Source organism: Streptomyces nymphaeiformis (assembly GCF_014203895.1).
GTDB lineage: Bacteria > Actinomycetota > Actinomycetes > Streptomycetales > Streptomycetaceae > Streptomyces > Streptomyces nymphaeiformis.
In genome coordinates this window covers 1-20,056 of record NZ_JACHJY010000021.1, presented here as the reverse complement: position 1 = coordinate 20,056, position 20,056 = coordinate 1, and the positions used below count along the sequence as shown (strand labels likewise).

Genomic DNA, 20,056 nt, shown 5'->3' with positions numbered 1-20,056 from the left:
CGTGACGTACGCGTGAAGCTGGATCTGGTCTCTCGGCAGGCTTGGGTGTTGGATGACAACAGTGGATGTGGTTCGAACGGGAGACGTATCGAGGGTGCTGATCGTTTTCAGATGCCAGTCGTGCACTGCTCCCTTGTCGAATCCACTGGAGCAACGTGAGTGGAAGCCTCTGCCGTCAGTGAGGGGCAGGGAGCACTACACGTACGGCCCCTCGACAGTGCGGGTGGGTTCCTTCGCCGGTGACCCAGATCCGTACGGTCCTGCTGGGGCGATTGCCACCTGGGTGATCAACCCACTTGACGGTGTACTGCTGCGGCCCCACATGGACCTGTCTCGGCTTTACGGGTGTTGCAGACTGGACGGGCTCAACGGACCGAACTTGCTGTGCGCCCGCTGCAACAGCGAGGTCGGCATCGAGATCTCCGATTGCTGGACCGAGTACGACATCCGGCTGTTGAGCACAGCAGTGTCAAAGAGCCCCGCACCGTCGACCGACACGTCTTGATATCAGCACGACAGCAGGACACGTTTCCGTAGAAGTCGAAAGCCTGCGCGGCCGAACATCTGGCGCTTGAGCATCTTGATCCGGTTGACATGACCTTCGACAACACCGGAGTTCCAGGGCAGAGTCAGGCCGGCGATGACGGCATCGCGGTCGCGGTCGATGCCGGCGGCGAGGGTGTGAAGGCTGGGCAAGTCGTCCTGCCGGACGGAATCGAGCCAGTCCGGCAGACGCTCGCCCTGGCGGCCAGTGAGCATGGCCGCGAAGGAGCGGACGTGGCGAGTGAGCGCGTCGAGTTCAGGGCAGTGCATCCGGACGGCCTTGAGTTGGAGCTGCTCGGATTCGGTGAGGGTGTCCGGGTGCCGGAGAACCCACCCGGCGACGGCCCGGGTCGAGGGCGGCCGGGCGGTTACCGGTCGTGGCGAGGTGCGTTTGTCGTGCAGGTAGGCGCGAACGCGCTGGTAGCTGCCCTTGTAGCCGAGCGGCACGATCTCCTCCCAGAGCCTCCACGCATTGGTGCAGCCCTCGTTCCAGCGGTCGTCCAGATAAGGCTTGTAGTCGTCGAGGACCGAAGACCGGTTCTGCCACTGGCCGGTGAACAGTTCCTCCGGCTTCGCGGCGTCGGCGAACCGTTTGACGGTATGCCAGCTCATCCCAAGCTGCCGCTGGACCGAGCGCCGACTGTGTCCGGCCTCCAGCAGCGCATGGACGGCTGCGTGCCGGGCCCGAGTCCGGTCGGCAAAGCGGTGACCTGTCGGCCATGGCGACGCCGACGGGTCCGGGGCCACAGCGGTCTCGGGTTCAGGCTGAGACGCTTCGGGTGTCAGGACACGCAGGCAGCGGCGGTGCTGGGCGACACTCCGCTCGGCGGCCTCGCTCAGGTTGTGCCAGAGATGCCACCGGTCCGCGACCTGCACCGCCTGCGGCGCTCCGGCAGCGGCGCCTTCAGCGAAGAATGGCGCGCGGTCCCGGCAGACGACCTCGACGCCTGGCCGCTGGGCGAGCCAGGCGGCCAGGCTGGATGCCTCCCGGTCCGGGAGCAGGTCGATCGGGCGGCGGGTTTCGACGTCCACCAGCACGGTGCCGTAGTGGCGGCCCTTGCGGGTGGCGTACTCGTCGACGCCGACCACCCGCGGCGCGGGCACCTCCGGCTCAGGCAGCGCATCGACCAGGCGCAAGACTGTGCTTCGGCTGACGGACACGCCGAGGACGGCAGCCAGCCGGGCGCCGGCCCGGCCTGCCAGGGCAAGGCCGAGTGCGGCCAGGATCGAGCGCAGCCGCTCGGTGCGCTGGCCATACCTGCGGGTCAGGCCCGATATCTGCTCCACGAAGGTCCGGCGCGGGCACATGGTGTTCCAGCACCGAAACCGCCGAACTCGTAATTGGAGTACAACCGTTCGTCCGGAGCTCGGTGCGTCAGCGGGAAACCGCAGGTAGGAGCTGTGGACCCGGGTCGACCAGGCCCCGCACCCCGGACAGATGGCGCCGACCGTGGTGCATTGCGCGTCAACGCGCACTATCTCGATATTCACGTCCACCGACAGCACCGCGACGTCCACGATCGACGGGAACAACAGCTCCTTCAGTCGGAGTACGGCCTCTTCCACGACCCGGACTTTGAGCCCAACCGCCTCGATGACGGCTCATTTTCGGGCGACTTCGATGCTGCCCTGAGAGACTCAAACGTCACTCAGGGTGACCGCTGCACGGAAGCTGTGCCAGAACCTGAGAAATAGCAGCGCGAGCGTCGCGCGGTGCGTCACTGCCCGGCGGGTGCTCGGGTGAGTCCGATTCCGACCTTCGTCAGCATCTGGCCGAGGAGGTGGAGGGCTCGTGGCCGGGCTGGCACTCCGCGCGCTGTTCCCGTCCAGTAGGCGTCAGTGAGCTTCTCCGTCGCCGTGAGGATCTGGTCGTCGTTCTGGGTGGCCATGACGACGACGAACCGCACGTAATCGCCGATGTCGGTGCCCTGGGTGTGCTGGTGCGTGAAGGTTTGCAGGCGCGGTGTCAAGGCGGGCAGGGTGCGGTCCGTCGGGAAGACCACGGCGAGTCCGGCGAGGGCAAGGCGAACCGCTGGGCATTCGTCCGACCAGCGGGCCAGCAGAGTTGGAACGTGAGCTTGGACCGCGCTGCGGGCCCGGGCCTCGCTGTCGGGATCGGCATGCTGTGGGGTGGCCGGCCAGGTCTCGGCGAGATGGCGCTCAGCGACGGTGGTAGCCCTGAACAGCAGGTCGACGGCTTGGAACCGGTGCCGGGCGGGAATGCGGTCGTCGACTGCGAGGGTCGTGACCAGGGCGAGGCCGTCAGCGGTTGTCGGCTGGCAGGTGTCCTGGTGAAGGATCTCGCTGTAGAAGTCGCCGAGAAAGCTCCGGTCGTCCCAGCAAGGGTCGACCTCGCCGTCGAACAGCATCGCGGCCTGGGGCGGCCTGGGGCCCTGCATGCGGTCGGCGATGACGTCCCGGAACAGCTGCCGGATCGGCGGACCAGCAGCGTTCGTGGTGTGCCGGGTCTGCCCGGGTTCGGCGTTCGTATCCATGGCCAGCGCAGCCTACTGGAGCGTCTCGGGCCGACAGCCCGTCGCCTGGATGGGGCGGGTAGTCGGCCCTGAGTCTGTCGCGGTCAGCCGGCCTTGGCCGATTCCTCCGCTCGGGCTCGGGTGGAGGCGAGGCGGTAGGAGTCGGTGCCGGTCTCGATGATGGTGCCGTTGAAGGTAAGGCGGTCGACGATGGCCGCGCAGAGCCGTGGGTCGGTGAAGGTCTTGGTCCAGCCATCTGGGGCTGGCACATGTTCCTTTTCGTGGATCGCCGCTGCCACCGGCCCGTATCCATCTTCTGCGGTCCTCGTTGGTCTTCACGGTGGCGCTCAGATTTTCCAGGTGCTGCCTTGATCGGTCAGGTGCGAGGAAGGTGTGCCGGTGACATCCCAGTTGCGGGTGATCGAGGGCGGTGCCGTCCTTCTGGAGCCAGTGACCGCCGATCCGTGGGAGTTCCAGGCCGAATGCGTCGAGGCGTTCGTCGCCTCGTGGCGGGCCCGCGGGTTCAGCCCGGTGACGGTCGAGAACGACATTGGTCTGCTGGAGCGAACGCTCACTGCGCTGGGCCGGCCCGCGTGAGATGTCACCCCAGAGGACATCGACCGCGTCGTCGGCGACCTGTCTTGCCGGGCGGGCGGCTTCGACCCGGCGCGAGTATGTGCAGATCTTCAAGGGCTTCCACCGGTTCCTGCAAGTCCGCAAGGCCGTTGAGATTGAAGCGGGGTTCGGTGTCCGTCTGGTCTGCCCGGTGGACGAGTTCAACGCTTCGCGGCATGTCGGAGACGATTCCCCGGCTCAGCTGCCGCCACCGACATCGGAACGCGTGGCGGAGTTCTTCGACTTCCTCAAGTCCCGGATCGCCACCGCTCGTAAGTACGGGCCTGCGGCCCGGGACTATGCGATGTTCCGGACCCTCTATCACGCCGGCCTGCGCTCGGAAGAGGCATCCCTGCTGGACCGTTCCGACGTCCACTTCTCGCGGGGACCGTTCGGAAAACTCCACGTGCGATTCGGCAAAGGCGCCCGCACCTCCGGCCCCAGGCCGCGGTGGGTGCCCATGCTGGACGGCCTCGACCTCGTCCTGCACTGGTTCCTCGACGACGTCCGCGGCAAGTTCCCCGACTCACCCGTTTTGTTCGCGGATGAGTCCGGCGGCAGCCTGCACCGCGGGACGATCCGCAACCGCCTGCGCTATCTAATGGAACTCGAAGGACGCCCGGCCACCGACCGGTTCAGCCCGCATGCCCTGCGGCGGGCCTGCGCGACCCACAACTATGAACGCGGCGTGGACCTCGTGGCGATCCAGCAACTCCTCGGTCACTGGACAGTCAGCTCAACCATGAGATACGTCCGGCCGTCCGCGACGTTCATCGAGGACGCCTATCGCCGCGCGGTGACCACCACGCTGGGCGAACTCACCGCCGAGGAGGGCAACCCCGCATGAAGATCCGATGGCGCCTGCGAATGGCCGCCGCCCAGCGTGAGGTGTGGACCGGCACCCAGCTGCAGCGGCTTCTGGCCGAACGCGCCGGCCTGCAGATGTCCTCCGCCTCGGTGTCCGCGCTGTTCACCAAGGAGCCCTCACAGGTGAAGATGTCCACCTTGATCGCGTTGTGCACCGCGCTGGAATGCACTCCCAACGACCTATTCGAGGTCGACACCACCCCCGTCGAGCGTCCTGCCGCCCCACCCCGGCCAGTCGCTGACCTGCCCCGAACGGCCTCCGCCCGCGGCCGTTCGATGCCGCCGCTCTGACCCGGGCGACATCGTGGGCATGAAACAGAGCGACTGCATCGGCTGCGGAGCCCCGGTCGGCTTCATCGACCGCCAGTACTGCTGCCGCTGCACGGCCCGGCAGAAAGAGACCGCGGCCAGGGCCGCTTGCCCCCGCTGCGGCCAGCAGCGCGTCCTCCAGGAGGACAGCGGCCGGTGCATCACCTGCTCACGCGTGTGCACCACCTGCGGTCACCCGGTGAGAAACAAGACATCAACGTTGTGCCGGGACTGCTCACGCATGACGGAACGCGACGCCGCCAAGGCGCCCTGTCCTCGGTGCGATCGGCCCGGCTATCTGCGCGAGGACACCGGCTGGTGCGGGCATTGCTCGCGTCCTCGCCAGACAAAACAGCCGCCCCGGACCTGCCGCGAATGCGGCCGGGTGCGGCGCTATGCCGGGCTGGGACTGTGCTCCGCCTGCTGGCAGCGTCACCCCGACCGGCCCTTCGTCCGGGTCGAGGGCCTGATCGCCGAACTCGGACAACCTCCGCACTGGCTGCGGGACTTCACCGCCGATCTCTCCGCCAAGTACTGCGTCAGTCGCGTCTGCACGATGATCACCGCCCTGGGGCGACTCCTCCTGGATGACCAGCCCAACCACCCGCAGGCTCTGCTTGAACGCTCTCGTCGTTCCGGACGCTCGATGGGCTCCCTCGCCCGCGCGCTGGAGACCTTCTTCACCGGTCACGGCATGGCCATGACCACGGATCAGGCCGAGCGGCTCGCGGCTGGCCGCCGACAGCGTCGTATCGAAGCCGTCCCCGAGAACCTGCGGCCATCGGTGAAGGCGTTTGCAGACTTCATGATGCACTCGCGTGAGAGGGCCCGCCGGGCCGGAACACGACCGCGCAGCGATGCGACCGTCGAGGCGGCCCTGGCCATCCTGCGTGACCTCGCCCGCTTCCTCGCCAGCGGACGCGGCAAGCAGGACTGGGCGCTGACCGACGTCCACGATGCCGAAGCCTTCCTCGCCGGCTCGCCCAAGGCACGCAAGCGTCGGCTGGTCGTGCTCGGGCAGTTCTTCCGATTCGCGCGTTCTCGGAAGATCGTGCTTGTCGATCCCTCTCACGGTCTGACCGCCCGAGGTCCCAGCGGCTTCACCGGAGCGACGCTGACACTGGATCAGCAGCGCGTGTTGTTCCGCCGCTGGACCACCGGTCCGGCCGTCCACCCGCACGAGGCCCTGCTGGGCATGCTCGCGCTGTTGCACGGCGCCTCAAGTCGTGAGGTCAAGATGCTGCAGACCGTTGACCTCGACCCTCATGCCCGGACCACCCGGCTCGGCGACCGCCCGCATCCGGTTCCCCTGGACCCGGCCTCCTGGGCAGTGCTGGAACGCTGTCTGGCTCACCGCGAAGCCCAGCGGACCGACAATCCCCACGTGATGGTCACCCGTCAGACGAAGTCTGGCCGGGGACCGGCGTCCACCGCCTATGTCAGCCACGTCCTCGACGCCTGCGGCTTCCCGCCCCGCATGATCCGCTGCACTCGGCTGCTCGACCTGGTCAACACCATGGATCCCAAACTCGTCGCCGCCGCCTTCGGCATGGACCCCGAAGCCACCATGATCTATCTCGCCGACCACGTCGATGCGGGCCGTTTGCCGGAGCGGTGAAGACCGGGCATTGATGGTTACTGAAGCCGCAGGACGCCAGGGGCCCGATCCTCGAAGATCATGATCAGCCAGTCGAAGACGGTCGGCCCGTGCTCTGTTTGCGCCGCAGCCAGATCCGCGCTGACAGCAGGACGGTTCGTGGGATGGCAGCGTGAGAGGCGAATCTCCAGCTGGCGAGCCGTCTCCGGATAGCCCAGATACTCACGAGACGCCTGGTGGTCACGCCATTCAACAACGTAGTCATCGTCGTCGGGCTGCCCGAAGCCACCGCTGAGGCAGTCAGCGAAGGCATCGAGGTTCTTGCCGAAGTAGCCTCCAGGGCCGTTGACCGCTTCGCCGATGAGTCGCCAGAAGTCTTCCAGCGTCCTCACCTGGGTGCCGTCCAGCACGTATATCGCCGTCACAGCACGCAGGATACGTCCAGCTCAGTGGTCCATCTCTCCATTTTGAACCCGTGCTGTTCAGCCGCTGACTGGCACGGGTTCGCCGGAACATGTGCGCTTTGCCGAACGACTCGTTCGAGGCGATGGCGACGCTGTTCTTCTCCTCGCGCTCGGTCAGAACCTGGAACAGCAGCTCGGCGCCGTGGCGGTCGAGTTCCATGTAGCCGAGCTCGTCGATGCAGAGGAGGTCGACGCGGCCGTAGCGGGCGATCGTCTTGGAGAGCTGCTTCTCGTCGGCGGCCTCGACGAGCTCGTTGACCAGCTTCGTGGCCAGCTGTCGCCGTACTCGTTGAAGTGCTCAGCCAGGTACGGATGAACGGGATCTGTCGCTGAATCTTGGAGCAATAGTCAAGAGTTGTGGGTGAGGCCATTCTGCTCGACAGCGGTGAGCTCGGCTGCTGCGAGCCGAGCCTCCTCGCGAACCTCTGGGTCGGGGTGATGGAGGAAGGGCTCGATTAGCGGCCGGGCCTGCGGGTCGTGGGTGGCCCCGAGGATGTAGAGCGTGTGGACAAGGAGTTGGCGTTCCATCGTCGGCATGGCTGCGGTCAGCGGTTCGACGAGGGCCAGAGGCAGGCGGTAGTGGTCGAACGCCTCGCTGGTCGAGTTCAGGGCGGACTCGCGCACCTTGGTCACCGGTTCGTTGACGGCCACGCTGACCAAACGTCCGACGACCAGGCGAGCAGAGTCCGCGTCGAGTGCAGCGGCGCGCAGGAGGTCCCCGAGGACGTCGGCGGCGACGTCCCGATGTTCCGGATCGCGGTCGGTCAGAGCTTCGAGTGCTGCGAACATGTCGTTCATGCTGCCACCTCGGGCCGCTCGACCAGGACGCCGTTTTCGAAGCGGGCGCCGGCGCGGACCAGCGGCACCAGGTGGGCGCCGGTGATCGCGCGCCATCGCGCCTGGGCGGACTCGACGAGCTTGAACACCATCGCCAGGGCAGCGGCCGGGCTGCCGGCGCCTCGTGTGACCTTGGTGCGGAGTTTGACCGTGGAGAAGGTCGACTCGATGGGGTTCGTGGTCCGCAGGTGGATCCAGTGCTCGGCCGGGAAGTCGTAGAAGGCGAGTAGCTCGTCCCGATCGTCGGTGATCTTCGCGACCGCCTTGGGGAACTTGGCGCCGTAGGCGCGTGCGAAGGCCTCGATCGCCCGCTCGGCATGGCCACGGTCCTCGGCGTTGTAGATCTCCTGGATGGCCTTCGTCGCGCCAGGCTGTGCGGACTTGGGCAGGCAGTTCGTGACGTTACGGCTTTTGTGAACCCAGCACCGTTGGTGCCGTGCGGCCGGGAACACCTCGGCGAGCGCACGCCACAGGCCCATGGCGCCGTCCCCGACCACCAGCTCGGGGTCACGCATCCCGCAGCGGCGGCAGTCACACAGCAGGTCGGCCCACGACTCGGTCGATTCTCGCAGGCCCTCGGCGAGAGCGATGAGCTCCTTGGTGCCGTCCAGGCGGACGCCGAGCAGGACCAGGACGCACGAGTGGGCCTGGCCGAGGCGGACCTTGGGATGCACGCCGTCGGCCCACACGTAGACGTAGTCCCGGTCGGACAGGTCCCGGGTCTGGAAGGCAGCGTGGTCGTCGCTCCACTGCTTGGTCAGCCGGGTCACGGTGGCCGGCGACAGGCCGGCGGTGCCACCGAGGAACTGCTCCAGAGCGGGCACGAAGTCCCCGGACGATAGGCCGTGCAGGTAGAGCAGGGGCAGCACCTCGGAGATCTTCGGCGACTTGCGGCACCACGGCGCCAGGATCTTCGAGGAGAACCGCTTGCGCTCTCCAGTCGTCTCGTCCACGCGCCGGTCGTTGATCCGCGGGGCCCTGACCTCGACCGGCCCGGCCGCGGTGACCACCGACCGCGGCCGGTGGTGGCCGTTACGGACCACCAGGCGCCGCCCGCACTCGTCCTTCTCCGCCGCCAACTCGGCTATGTACTGGTTGACTTCTGCTTCCAGCGCGGCAGCGAGCATGCGCCGGGCGCCCTCGCGGACGATCTCGTCGATCAGGGAGCCGGACTCCGTCGAACCATCGGCATTCACTACGCTGAGCACGGGCGTGCCTTCCCGACCCGCGCTGCAACGCGGGCCTACTCGGTGACCATCACAGGATCATTCGGGAAGGTACGCCCTCCGCGTCCCGCCCGGGGTTGATCCACAGGTCTTGAGCATTGCTCCGAAGACTTCACGCTCGGGATGCTCGTCGATCATGCTGGGCCTGCTGCCTTCTCATCGCGTGGACAGGGCAGCACGCGCCGGTCGGGAGAACGGACACGACAGTGACGGGGCTTCTCGCACAAGCTCCTATGAACTCACGACACCCTTCCGAGCTGCGTGCGGTGGCGTCACCGACAGGCCGACAGATCAAGGCAAAAACACGGAAGCCGTGGTCAGTCAGCCCAAGAGTCAGACCTGCCGGTGGCACCACCAGCCATCATCACTGTCCGCCCAGCACTTGAGGCCTGCCTCGGCGAGCGCGTTGATGATGCCGTGGGTGCGGGCGGCGGTCAGGTCGTGAGTGGCCCCGGGCAGTGCTGGTGAGGCCCACAGAAGCCGCCCGAAGGGGTCGGTGAGGACCTGGACGTTCATGCCGTGACGTTTGTGTTTGCCCGAGTGGTACGGGGTGTCGGCGGCGATCCGGTCGATCGGCAGCAGGGTGCCGTCCAGGATCACGAATGCCTTCGTCCGTACGGTCTTCATCGCCTCGGCCAGGGTGGGGGCCAGAGCGGCCAGGACGTCGAGGGCTTCGCGTATGTAGCGGTAGACGGTCGCGATCCCGATACGGTGAGCAGCCAGGCACCGGGCAAGGTGACGAAGGTGCGCGCTGGACAGATCGATCGCCGATGGGTAGACAAGCACGCGAAGCTCCTGGTCGGCACGGGTGATCTTGGTCGAGAACCCGTCTACCAGGAGCTTCGCCGTTGCGCAGGACCGTCCAACTCGTGGTCAGCACCACGAGATTGGAAAGGGCTCAGTGAGCCGTTTTCATCCTGTCTCTGTGGGGTGAAATGGCAGGTCAGCGATGGTGCGCAACGAGGCGAGGCTCCTGGTCGTTGCCGTGGTGTTCTCTACGCACCACGCATCGTCCGAGGAGCCTCGCTTGGTCCCGTATCGTGCCACGGTCGACGTCCCCCATGAGCTGGTCGAGCATGTTTCCTGGCTCATCTACGCACGAAGGTGTGAACGCCGTTCGCGGTGGCGGAAGCTGGGCTGCTTCCAGCAGGCCCTGCTCGCGCTGGTGCACCTGCGCAAGAACGAGACGCTGCCCGCCCTGGCAGCCGGCTTCGGTATCTCGGCAGCCACCGCCTGGCGTTATGTCGACGAGACACTCGAGGTCCTCGCGGCCTGGGCACCGAGCCTGCACGAGGCTCTGACCGGCCTCGGTGAGGGCGACCACGTCATCGTCGACGGCACCCTGATCCCGATCGACCGCATCGCCGCCGACGAGCCCTACTACTCGATGAAGCACCGCAAGCACGGCATGAACGTGCAGGTCATCGCACGCCCCGACGGCACACCACTGTGGTTCTCCCGTGCCACACCCGGCCGCACCCACGACCTGACCGCCGCCCGGGCCCACGGCATCGTCCAGGCATGCCTCACCAGACAGGTCCTCGTCCTCGCGGACCGCGCCTACCAGGGCGCCGGCGCCACCGTCCGCACCCCGTACTACCGCCACCGCGAACAGCCCGAGCCCTACCAGCGGTTCAACCGCGACCACGCCAGACTGAGGGCCCCGGGCGAACGTGCCTTCGCCCTGCTGAAATCCTGGCGACTCCTCCGGCGAGCCAGATGCTCCACCCGCCGCATCGGCACCGTCGTCCAAGCCGTCCACGCCCTGCTGACCTGCGGCTATTCAGGATGAAAACGCCTCAGTCAGTGGATTCGTACCGACCTGCCCACCGGGCGCGAACGGGGCCATGAGCGGCCCCTGCCCGTTCCACAAAGCGGCCTGCCCGGCGACGTAACATCGTGGTACACCGCTTCCCGTCGCCTCAGAACACCGGCCCGGCATCGCCACCCGTCGTGACAAGGGTCCCGACCGCTACCGGGCTGCCATCACCCTCGCCGGCGCTCGCATCCGGCTCGGCACATGATCGACAGACGCTCCCCGGCAGCGCCCCGGCCATGGCCGAAGCGGGCGCGTTCCACCCGGGGCCGCGGCCAGGGTGGCGCGCTGGGGAGTAGCTTCCTGTCGGAGTCGGCACTACCGTGGAATGACGAGGACCTGCGCGCGCCCCTCGGGATCGCGTCGTTCGAGTGGAGCGGGGGATCGCTTATGGATGCCAGTCTGACCGCAGCCGAGATCACGCCCTATGTCGTCACCGCGATCAGTGCCTACGGGACCGCCGTACTCACCCGCGCCAGAGACCAGGCAGCGGACGCCACCGTGTCGCTCGGGCGGGAGATCCTGCAGCGGTTCACGCGCCGTAACCGGCGTCGGGCGGAACTCGAATCCGCCGTCCGGGACGTGGCGGAGGACCCTCAGGACGCCGATTTCCAGGCAGCCCTGCGCGGCCAGTTGCGCCGCATTCTCGAAGGCGACCCCGAACTGGCCGCCGAGCTCGCCGCGCTGCTCGCCCAGTCGGGCGCCCGTGTCGCGGCGACCGGAGAGCGTGCCGTGAGCGTCGAGCAGATGTCCGGCGGGGCCATCGTCACCGGCGACAACAACCGGATCAAAGGGTGACCTCCGAGTCCTCGTCTGCGGGTGGTCGCTGGGTCGCCGCCGAGCACATCATCGATTCCGTCGTGGTGACCGGTGACGGAAACATCGTCATCTACTACGCCGACGGCGGCCACGCAGAACCCGCCGCGCCCGGCTCCCGCGCCGACGCCGAACGCTTGCTCTTCGGTCCTGAACCGATCGCCCCCGCGTCACGGCCCTGGACCTGGCTGACCCCCGAGGCCGCACTGCACACCTTGGTGAGCCGGCCCGAGGAGGCGGACCTCGTGGAGTGGGCCCGTGAGGGCCGCGGCACTGTGGCGCGGCTCGTCTGCGCCCCCTCCGGTCAGGGGAAGACCACCCTGGCACGTCAGGTCTGCGCCCGGCTCAGAGACCTGGGCTGGACGGCCGGCGTCCTCGATCTCGAGCGAGCATCCGCCCCGCACACCGCCAGCGCGGAGGCGATGGCCGGCTCACTCTCCCGGGCGACCCGCCGCTGGGACCGGCAACTCGCCGCCGTCGCCGCGCTGCCCCGCCTGTCGGGACGGGCCCTCCTCGTGGTCGACTCCGCCGAAGTACACCGGTCGCGGATCGAGGAACTGCTGCGCACCGTCACGGAACTTCCCACCGCGCACGAGGTGCCGCCCGTCAAGCTGCTCCTGCTCGCCCGGGACACCGGAGAGTGGTGGGAGGAACTGTCCGTCGGCAGCCACCGCCATCACTGGATCGAACGACGGGTGACACGGCTACCATCCGTCACGGAAGGGATGGGGGCCGCCGAGCTGGGCGCGCTGTGGCGCGACGCGACCGGCGGATTCCTGCAGGCTGCGGAGCAGGCAGGCATGAGCGTGGCCGTAAGCTCTGCGCACGGGATCGGTGGCGGCCGCCCCACCACCGTCCCCACCACGCTGCATCTGTACGCCGCGGCGCTGCTGCGCGTCCTCGACGCTGTGGAAGGTCGGGCCACTTCGCTGCACGATCGGGAGCACCCGATCACAGGGCTGATCGAAAACGAGCAGCGTTACGTGGCAGGCGTGTTCGCCGCCGCCGGTGTTCCCGTCAGCCACGAACACGCGCGTCTGCTCCTCGCCCTGGTCTGCCTGCACGCCCCGCCGGACGAACCGTCCGCGTTGCGGACCCTGCGACGCGTCGACACGACGGCATCGGACGGCGATCTCGCCAGGATGGCGAGAGAACTCCGGGTCCTCTACCCGGACGGTGACCGTTCGCTCTGGAGGGCACCAGGGCCGGACCGCCTGGCCGATTCGGTGCTGCACACGGTGGCGGCCGGGAGCCGCTCGGACGGCGAAGCCGAGCAGGTGTTCCGCGCCCTGTGTGCCACGGACGACTGGTTCGAGGGCAGGGACTGCGCACGCGTCCTCATCAGAGCGCTGGCGACGGCGGACGAGGAGCCCACCACCTTGGCGGAGGTCTCCCGCCGCCTCGGCAGCGTCGTACGCACCCTGATCCTCGAACACCCCCGCGGCTTCGCCCCGGCCGCGCTGGACACGGCCCCTGACAGGTTCGAACAGCAGATTCTGGCAGCGGTCGCAGAAGGGGGCACGGCCTCTGGCCTGTCCGGCCTGGCCTTCTCCGAACTGGAGGCACTCGACCTCCTCGTCGGCTCCGCGCCGGCTGGCAACAGCCGGGCTAGGATCTCCGTCGCGATCTCCGGCAGACTCCTCCGCTCGGAGCGGGTGGCATGGCTGGGCACGGGGCCCTGGCAGACAAGTAACCGGCTGGCGAGACTCGCCCAGTACGCCCGTGACCTGCGGCGCACCGACGACGTCCAGGGCGCCTCCCGTGCCGCGGAGGAAGCAGTGGCACTGGTGCGCCGGATGAGCGAGTCCGGGGAGGCGGCGGCCAATGGACACATCGCCTTACGCATGTCCCGGGCGAGTGGCGACCTGGCCGCGGCCGGTCGGGGCGACGCCGCGCTCGTGGTCAGCACGGCGGCGGCGGAGAGCGCATGGGCGACGCTGTCCTCTCCGGACCCTCTGAACACTGCCCAGCGCGCGGCCATCTTGAGCCAGCACTCCCAGCGGCTGTTCGACGTCGGACGGACCGATGCCGCCGCCAACTGCTCCGGGGAGGCGCTGCAGCTGTACCACGACGCCGCGGAGTCCGACCCCGGCCGCCACGACCTGGAGCTGACCGCGGCCATGGCCGACTACGGCATGAAGCTCCGGGTGGTGGGACGTCCGCGGCAGGCGGCGCCGCATCTCGCCAAGGCGCTCGCCGCCTACCGGCGGCATCTCGCGGTCGACGACCGGCCGGGCATCCGGTACGGCCTCGGGAGGGTACTGCGCTCGTACGGAGCCGTCCTACGCGATCTCGGACGGGCGGACCAGGCGATCCCCCATGTGGAGGAAGCGGTGAACGTGCAGCGGGGCCTCGCCGCGCTGGACCCCGACGCCGTCCTGGACCTGGCGGCCGCGCTGGGCCAGTTGGGGGCGACGCTGGCCGAGACCGGTTCCGTCGAGGCTGCGCGCCGCGACCTGGAGGAGGCCGTCGGCACGCTGCGCAGCTTGCACGGCGAGCCGCAGGCAGCAGGGGAACTGGCGAGCGCCCTGGCCAACCTCGGTGCCTTGCACGGCGAGTTCGGCGATGCGGCGCACGCGGTGAGCCTTCTCGAAGAGGCACTGGCCCTCAAGGAGGACCGAGGTCCGCGCCCCGAGGGAACGGTGGACGACGTGCAGGCCACCGCGCACAACCTGTCGCTGGCCCTGCGCAGATCGGGGGACGACGGACGGGCGCGCGCGGTCCGCGCCCGGTACCACCTGGACGCTCGGGAGGAAGAACCGTACATGGCGAGCACACGAACGGCTGATGAGGTCAAGGCAGAGATCCCGCCGGTTACCGAGGAGATGAGGGCCGCCGCGCGGCGGATGCCAGGAGGGCATCTGTACGCGGTCGACCCTGCCTTCGACCCGCAGGGCGAGGTGCCGGGGCACGGCATCCGAGGCGCGTTCCGCATCGACGCCGACGGCGAGATCACCGGGTACATGGCCAACGGTCTCTATCGTCCCACGCCTGTCGCACTGCGCTTCCCGCCGCCTACGGATGCCGTGGACGAGGCCGCCCAGCTGGCCGGGACCGGCTACGGGCCCCAGGAGGCAGTGGTGCAGGCGCTCGAATCGGCTATGGTCGCGGTGGCCGGCCCGGTCCCCTCCAGGAAGACGTTCCGGAGAAAACCCCGCGAGACAGCCGTCTTCACCGCACCGAGTCACGTGCCCGACGGCGTCGCGACCACCCGGATGTCCGGCGCGGAACTGCTGTCGGCCCTCCCACCACAGACCGTGATCCACATCAACCCGGGCACCCCGGTCGCGTACCGCCTCGACAGGTCCGACAGACCCGGCGAGGCCACGGCCGCTCCCGTACCCACCGGGACACCCTCTCCTACCGTCCCACCGTCTCCGTCGACACCCCCCTCCCCTCTCCCTTCTCCGCCCTCTACCGCCCCCGAGGACGAGATCGCCCGGCTGTGCGCCAGGCACGCCGCCGGTGAGCCGGTCCTGGGTCAGCTCACGGCCACCTTGCGCAGAAGTCGCGTATGGCACGTCGCAGAAGGTGACGAGAGGCGCCACCTCGTAGTCGCTCAGATGTACGACGGCCGCTCCGTCGTCTTCGTCTACAGTTCGCGCGCGTACGTCCCGACCGGCGGCGCGCTGGACTTCGTCGAAGGGAGCCGGTGGTCCGAGGCGATGATGAGCGACCTCCTCAAGGAGATCCCCTCCTCCACCTACGTAGTGATCAACAACGAGGGCCCCCATCCGCTACAGATTGCGGCCTCCGCGCTGCTGGCCTACGGCTGAAGCGTGTCGCAGACGGTCACTTTCAGGCAGGTCACGGCCGTTTTGGGGGCGGTCTGTTCGCGTGGGCGAGGTGCCATATGTGTGCGACGGCCTGAACGGCGTGGTGGAGGCAGATGTCGCGCCGGCGTCAGTCGCGGAGGTCCTTGTCGTGCTTCATGCAGGGCGAAGGCATGCTCGACGCGGACGCGGACTCGTCGGTGATCGGCGTTGCCTTCTTCCCAGCCAGGAGGGGGCTCCCCCGGGGCGTTTGCGGTGAGGGCGCGTTCGGAAGAACCACAGTCGCCGTGGTCTGCTCCGGCGGCGGGATCAGGTCCGCCACCGTCACGAAGGGCCACGCGATGAGTGAGCAGCCCGCACCGTACGACATGTACACCGCGGCGACCTTCGACGAGGCGGGCATCCCGGTGCTGCTGATCGGGGACTCGGCGTCGAACGACGTCTTCGGGAACAAGACGTCGTTGCCGGTTACGGTGGACCAACTGCTTCCGCTCGTACGCGCGGTGTCCGGGGCCGCCCGGCAGGCGCTGGCGATCGCAGACCTGCCCTTCGGCTCGTACGAGGCATCCGCGGAGCAGTGCTTCCACACAGCGGTGCGGTTCATGAAGGAGGCCGGCGCGCACGCGGTGAAGCCGGAGGGCGGCGAGGAGATGGTGCCCGAGCACGTCGGCGCGGAGATCACGCGGAGCGTGGCGGTGCCCACCGTCGGCATTGGCGCGAGGAATGGGTGTGACGCGCAGGTGCTGGTCTGGCAGGACATGGCCGGCCCGAGGACGGGGCAGCTGCCGCGGTTCGTGAAGCGGTACGCCGATGTGCACGGCGTACTGCGCGAGGCGGCCCAGAACTTCGCGGCCGACGTGGCAAAGGGGACCTTCCCGGCACCGGAGCACACCTTCTGACCGGAGCGGACGGGTACAGGGACGGGCGAGCAGGTGTCAGCGCGGCTCGATCGCCGGCCAGACTCGGGGGGGGTAAGGGAACCTTTTTCATCCTGTACTGGGAGGGTGAAATGGCCTGGTGGGCGAGGGTGTGACAGGGCAGGGCCCCTGGTCGTTTGCGTGGTGATCTCACTCATCACACCGGCGACCGAGGGGCCCTGTTGGTTCCGTATCCTTCCACGCTCAACGTCCCATACGAGCTGGTCGAGCATGTTTCCTGGCTGACCTACGCCCGAAGGCGTGAACTGAACTCGCCGTGGAGACGACTGGGCTGCTTCAAGCAGGCCCTCCTCGCACTGGCCCACCCGCAGAAGAACGAGACGTTCGCCCAGCTCGCGGCCGGGTTCGGAATCTCGACCGCGACGGCCTGGCGCTACGTCGGCGAGACCCTGGACGTCCTTGCGGCCTGGGCGCCGGGCCCGCACGAGGCCCTGACCGGCCTGGGCGAGGGCGACTTCGTCGACGACACTCTGATCCCCACCGATCGCATCGCCGCCGACGAAACGTACTACTCCATGAAACACCGCAAGCACGGCATGAACGTGCAGGTCATCACCCGGCCCGACGGCACACCGCTCTGGTTTCTCCCGCGCGACGCCGGGCCGCACTCACGACCTGACCGCGGCCCGCGCCCACGGCATCGTCCAGGCCTGCCTCACCCGGCAGATCCTCGTGCTCGCGGACCGCGCCTACCAGGGCGCCGGCGCCACCGTCCGCACCCCGTACTACCACCACCGCGAACAGCCCGAGCACTACCAGCAGTTCAACCGCAACCACGCCCGCATCAGAGCACCCGGCGAACGCGCCTTCGCTCAGCGGAAGTCATGGTGACTACTCCGCCGGGCCAGATGCTCCACCCGCCGCATCGGCACCATCGTCCAGGCCGTCCATACGCTGCTGACCTGCGGCTATTCAGGATGAAAACGGCTCACTGTTTCGATCGCCAGAGGTGGGCAGACCTCTTCTTCCCTGGTGAGGTCCGCCAGCTCATGCGGCGGCTCGGCTCCGTTTCGGACGGCCATGACGTAGGTCCTCGCCTCCTGCAGGCTCAAGCGCGGAGCCTGCTTACGAAGGTGATGCATCGCGGCCACCGTCCCGGCGGATTTCATCAGCGCGCGCACGGAAGCGGCCAGGGGGTCGGGCGCCTGCACCCCCTTGATCTGCCGGAGGTAGAGCTCCTCCCAGTCCTCGCCCACCCACGTGGTGACAGGGATGTGGTGGACGCTCCCGTCGTACCGGTCCACCAGGTAGGGGCCGCCGCCGACGAGGAGACCGCGCAGATCGCGGGTGCAGGCGTGCCCCGCCGAGTTCCAGAAGACGAGCCAGCCCAACGCGTGCTCCTTCACCTCGTGGACAACCAGCTCGTGTGGCAGCCGCATCGTGGCCAGCAACGACTCCACCCGTTCGACGGCACGCTCCTTGGAGATCACGCCTTCATCATCCACATCGGGTCAAGCAGATTTCCCACCACGTCAGCACTGCGCACTGAGATCCCAAACGCGGTCGCAGACGCGGTCCTGTAGGCATAGATCCGCTATCCGGTCAGGGCGAGGTTGTGAAGGCGGGCGATGCCGAGCATGGCGTGGTGGACGCCGTCGCCTTTCAGGCGACAGTCGCGGAGGATCTTCCAGGTCTTCATGCGGGCGAAGGCGTGCTCGACGCGGGCGCGGACCTGGCGGTGAGAAGTGTTGTGCTCTTCCTTCCAAGCCGGCAATTCGCTCTGCCCGCGCTCGCGGCGGTGCGGGATGACCAGGCCGGTGCCCCGGTAGCCGCCGTCGGCGATCACGGTGGTGCGGCCGACGGCGTCCTCGGCTCCGGACAGGGCCCACGCCTTGCAGTCGTTGCGGTTGCCGGGCAGCGGCCGGCCGACCACGACGACGCGCCGGGTGTCGGCGTCGAGGACGACCTGGTGATTCGTCGAGTACCGGTAGTTCTAATAGGTCATCGGTGGCCCCGAGTGCGTAAGCGCAAGGGGTGCCATGCGAGGCGGGAAGCTGCTTCCGTTCCAGGACTGGATCCACCTCGCACCTTGCCCCGCCGGGCGGACCCGTGGCTGCACCTGATCGAGGGGACCACACGCCACGGCGGCCACGCCGACATCATCCGCGAGAGTCTGGACGGCGCCACCCTCTACCCCGCTGATGGCCGCCGCCGAGCAGTGGCCCGACCCGTGGTTCGAGCGCTGGGAGCCCGCCGCGCCCACCGACTGAGGGTTACGGGCCGTCAGAAGCCGTGCCCCATCGGCTGGATATGGTCGAGGCGCTCTTGCGGACCGGTCCTACGCTGGAGGCATGGCCACCGATCCCTTGCTGAGACAAGGCCCCGACTCGACGGATCTGGTCCTGCGCGCCGGCCCGACCGGGCCGGTGTGGAACGCGCTGGCCTCGGCGGGGCCGGCGCTGTTCACTCCGCTTGCCTTGGGCGTGCCGACCTTGGTCGTCGCCCTCTGGATGGCGCTGGCCGGGGCGCGGGCGTCGACCGTGTTCGTGGTGGTGGGGGTGATCGCCGGGCTGGAGTACCTGATCGGCTGGCCGGTGCTGGCCTTTTCCCGGGCCCGGGACATCCTGCGGGTGGAGTTCGCGCCGGCCAGGGTGCCCGCGTCCCTGCGGTTGGTCCGGGCCGCCGGGCCGGACGTCTGGCTGCCCGTCAAGACCCTGCGCGAGGTGCGGCTGACGCGCAAGGTTGTGGAGCCGTACCAGGGGGACTGCAAACCGGCCGTCTCCACGCTCGCGCTGGAACTCGTCCTACGGGGCGCCCGGGAGCGGATCGAGCTCCCGTTCGGCGGCGACCCGCAGCGGCTCGCCGACGCGTTAAAGGCTCTGCTCGGCCCGGCTGGGGTCGTGGTGGCGCTGCGCACCGAGCGCAGCACGCGCGATCGGCCGCAGCCCAACTCCAGCTGGACCTCCGGCGGTTCGGCCTCGGCCGGCTCGGGTGGTGGCTAACCCCGGGCTGCCCGTGGCGCTCCCCGACCGGGAGCGTCCGTCGATGCAACCGGCGGCAGGTGGTGCGGGGCAGCCTGCCGCGACCCGGGCGCGTTGAGCCGCCGGGTCGACTATTGCGGGCGTTCGCCGGCTTCGGGGCGGCGGCACTGGACGGCTACGTTGGCGCCCTCCTGCTTGAGGATTCATCCCTGCGGCGCGCGGCTGTGGCAGCGATCAGCCGCTGGAACAGCGACGTGCCGACTGCCGCGCGACATGTCCTGCCACTGCTGGGTGACGCGAAGGTCAGGCAGGCGGCGGTTCACGCGTTCTCGGCGTGGGGGACCGCCGCGGTGCCGCTGCTCCAGGCGGTCCGCATCGACGGTCCCGGGGCGGCGCGCGCGGGTGCTCTGGAAGCCTTGGCGGAGATCGGCGGCGAGGCGGTGATGAGCGCCCGCGACATCGCGGCACTGGAACGGCTGGCCAGGATCGAAATCGCCGGCGACACGCCGGTTCCGCTCTCCTGCTGCTTCCTCTCCTGGATCGCGGTGCCTACCGGGGACCAGGCCGGCGTCATGGAGATGCTCGGGCTGTCTCAGTCGCGTCCGGTCCCGTTCTCCGTCGGCGTGTATGCCGCGGACATCGACAGCCACGGGGGCCTCGACGCCGATCCACTCGATGTGTACCGCAGGGTGTTCGTTACTCCCGAGCTCGCCGGCTGGACCTTGGTGGTCGGTTCCTGGCGCGATCCCAGTGCCACCGAACGCCGAAGGGTTTGGTGCGGGTTTGGGTGACAGGTTCGGTTACGCGGCCCGGAGGGCCGGTGTGGTGGTCATGACGGTCTCGAATTCGACGGGGGTCAG

Annotated in this window: 16 protein-coding genes and 6 pseudogenes; 12 read left to right on the top strand and 10 right to left on the bottom strand. The window is 68.6% G+C overall.

Going from position 1 to position 20,056, the window contains the following annotated elements:
* Window positions 1-507: 507 nt before the first annotated feature.
* The 3 genes and pseudogenes from GGE06_RS41035 to GGE06_RS41025 form a co-directional block, all read right to left on the bottom strand.
* A complete protein-coding gene (locus GGE06_RS41035) occupies window positions 508-2,109 on the bottom strand; it encodes an ISL3 family transposase (RefSeq protein WP_116165053.1) in 1,602 nt (533 codons plus the stop codon).
* A 152-nt stretch (window positions 2,110-2,261) separates the two neighbouring features.
* A complete protein-coding gene (locus tag GGE06_RS41030; RefSeq protein WP_116165051.1) occupies window positions 2,262-3,038 on the bottom strand; it encodes a hypothetical protein in 777 nt (258 codons plus the stop codon).
* An 83-nt stretch (window positions 3,039-3,121) separates the two neighbouring features.
* Window positions 3,122-3,271 (bottom strand): annotated as a pseudogene (locus GGE06_RS41025) (ATP-binding protein); the annotation flags it as partial.
* 145 nt (window positions 3,272-3,416) lie between these two features.
* Between GGE06_RS41025 and GGE06_RS43275 the strand changes: the two are divergent.
* The 4 genes from GGE06_RS43275 (at window position 3,417) to GGE06_RS43265 (ending at window position 6,426) form a co-directional block, all read left to right on the top strand.
* Window positions 3,417-3,614, top strand: coding sequence for a hypothetical protein (locus GGE06_RS43275; protein WP_246533085.1), 198 nt, complete (start codon window positions 3,417-3,419; stop codon window positions 3,612-3,614).
* 79 nt (window positions 3,615-3,693) lie between these two features.
* On the top strand, window positions 3,694-4,479 hold the full coding sequence (locus GGE06_RS43270; protein ID WP_312883488.1) for a tyrosine-type recombinase/integrase: 786 nt from the start codon (window positions 3,694-3,696) through the stop codon (window positions 4,477-4,479).
* Entirely contained in the window at window positions 4,476-4,790 is a 315-nt protein-coding gene (locus tag GGE06_RS41015; protein ID WP_116165049.1) for a helix-turn-helix domain-containing protein, read from the top strand. Before GGE06_RS43270 ends, GGE06_RS41015 begins: the two co-directional genes overlap by 4 nt.
* A gap of 19 nt (window positions 4,791-4,809) precedes the next feature.
* Complete coding sequence (locus tag GGE06_RS43265) at window positions 4,810-6,426, top strand: site-specific integrase (RefSeq protein WP_116165047.1); 1,617 nt, start codon at window positions 4,810-4,812, stop codon at window positions 6,424-6,426.
* 17 nt (window positions 6,427-6,443) lie between these two features.
* Here the strand turns inward: GGE06_RS43265 and GGE06_RS41005 are convergent, their stop codons facing one another.
* The 5 genes and pseudogenes from GGE06_RS41005 to GGE06_RS40985 form a co-directional block, all read right to left on the bottom strand.
* Complete coding sequence (locus tag GGE06_RS41005) at window positions 6,444-6,830, bottom strand: barstar family protein (RefSeq protein WP_116165045.1); 387 nt, start codon at window positions 6,828-6,830, stop codon at window positions 6,444-6,446.
* Window positions 6,831-6,933: 103 nt separating this feature from the next.
* Window positions 6,934-7,158, bottom strand: a pseudogene (locus tag GGE06_RS41000) (ATP-binding protein); the annotation flags it as partial.
* Window positions 7,159-7,217: 59 nt separating this feature from the next.
* A complete protein-coding gene (locus GGE06_RS40995) occupies window positions 7,218-7,667 on the bottom strand; it encodes a HEAT repeat domain-containing protein (RefSeq protein WP_184933216.1) in 450 nt (149 codons plus the stop codon).
* A complete protein-coding gene (locus tag GGE06_RS40990) occupies window positions 7,664-8,914 on the bottom strand; it encodes an IS256 family transposase (RefSeq protein WP_184933215.1) in 1,251 nt (416 codons plus the stop codon). Before GGE06_RS40990 ends, GGE06_RS40995 begins: the two co-directional genes overlap by 4 nt.
* 387 nt (window positions 8,915-9,301) lie before the next feature.
* Window positions 9,302-9,718 (bottom strand): annotated as a pseudogene (locus tag GGE06_RS40985) (transposase family protein); the annotation flags it as partial.
* 241 nt (window positions 9,719-9,959) lie between these two features.
* Between GGE06_RS40985 and GGE06_RS40980 the strand changes: the two are divergent.
* The 5 genes and pseudogenes from GGE06_RS40980 to GGE06_RS40960 all read left to right on the top strand — a co-directional run bounded on the left by GGE06_RS40980 (window position 9,960) and on the right by GGE06_RS40960 (window position 17,196).
* Window positions 9,960-10,724 (top strand): IS5 family transposase, encoded by a 765-nt coding sequence (locus tag GGE06_RS40980; protein WP_184933214.1) that lies wholly within the window; start codon window positions 9,960-9,962, stop codon window positions 10,722-10,724.
* A 414-nt stretch (window positions 10,725-11,138) separates the two neighbouring features.
* Window positions 11,139-11,546 (top strand): hypothetical protein, encoded by a 408-nt coding sequence (locus tag GGE06_RS40975; RefSeq protein WP_116165037.1) that lies wholly within the window; start codon window positions 11,139-11,141, stop codon window positions 11,544-11,546.
* Entirely contained in the window at window positions 11,543-15,340 is a 3,798-nt protein-coding gene (locus tag GGE06_RS43940; RefSeq protein WP_184933213.1) for a type VII secretion system-associated protein, read from the top strand. Before GGE06_RS40975 ends, GGE06_RS43940 begins: the two co-directional genes overlap by 4 nt.
* A 338-nt stretch (window positions 15,341-15,678) precedes the next feature.
* Window positions 15,679-16,236 (top strand): 3-methyl-2-oxobutanoate hydroxymethyltransferase, encoded by a 558-nt coding sequence (locus GGE06_RS40965; protein ID WP_184933212.1) that lies wholly within the window; start codon window positions 15,679-15,681, stop codon window positions 16,234-16,236.
* A 159-nt stretch (window positions 16,237-16,395) separates the two neighbouring features.
* A pseudogene (locus tag GGE06_RS40960) lies at window positions 16,396-17,196 on the top strand (transposase family protein).
* On the opposite strand, the gene GGE06_RS40955 reads toward GGE06_RS40960, so the two are convergent.
* Together GGE06_RS40955 and GGE06_RS40950 are read right to left on the bottom strand one after the other, a co-directional pair.
* The gene (locus GGE06_RS40955; protein ID WP_184933211.1) at window positions 17,184-17,705 is read right to left on the bottom strand and encodes a YrhB domain-containing protein; all 522 of its coding nucleotides are present in this window, start codon (window positions 17,703-17,705) and stop codon (window positions 17,184-17,186) included. The pseudogene GGE06_RS40960 and the gene GGE06_RS40955 overlap by 13 nt on opposite strands.
* Window positions 17,706-17,809: 104 nt before the next feature.
* Window positions 17,810-18,208 (bottom strand): annotated as a pseudogene (locus GGE06_RS40950) (transposase); the annotation flags it as partial.
* On the opposite strand from GGE06_RS40950, the pseudogene GGE06_RS44215 reads away from it, so the two are divergent.
* The 3 genes and pseudogenes from GGE06_RS44215 to GGE06_RS40935 form a co-directional block, all read left to right on the top strand.
* Window positions 18,185-18,340 (top strand): annotated as a pseudogene (locus GGE06_RS44215) (hypothetical protein); the annotation flags it as partial. The pseudogenes GGE06_RS40950 and GGE06_RS44215 overlap by 24 nt on opposite strands.
* A 226-nt stretch (window positions 18,341-18,566) precedes the next feature.
* Entirely contained in the window at window positions 18,567-19,217 is a 651-nt protein-coding gene (locus tag GGE06_RS40940; protein ID WP_184933210.1) for a hypothetical protein, read from the top strand.
* A 203-nt stretch (window positions 19,218-19,420) separates the two neighbouring features.
* A complete protein-coding gene (locus GGE06_RS40935; RefSeq protein WP_184933209.1) occupies window positions 19,421-19,987 on the top strand; it encodes a hypothetical protein in 567 nt (188 codons plus the stop codon).
* Window positions 19,988-20,056: the final 69 nt, after the last annotated feature.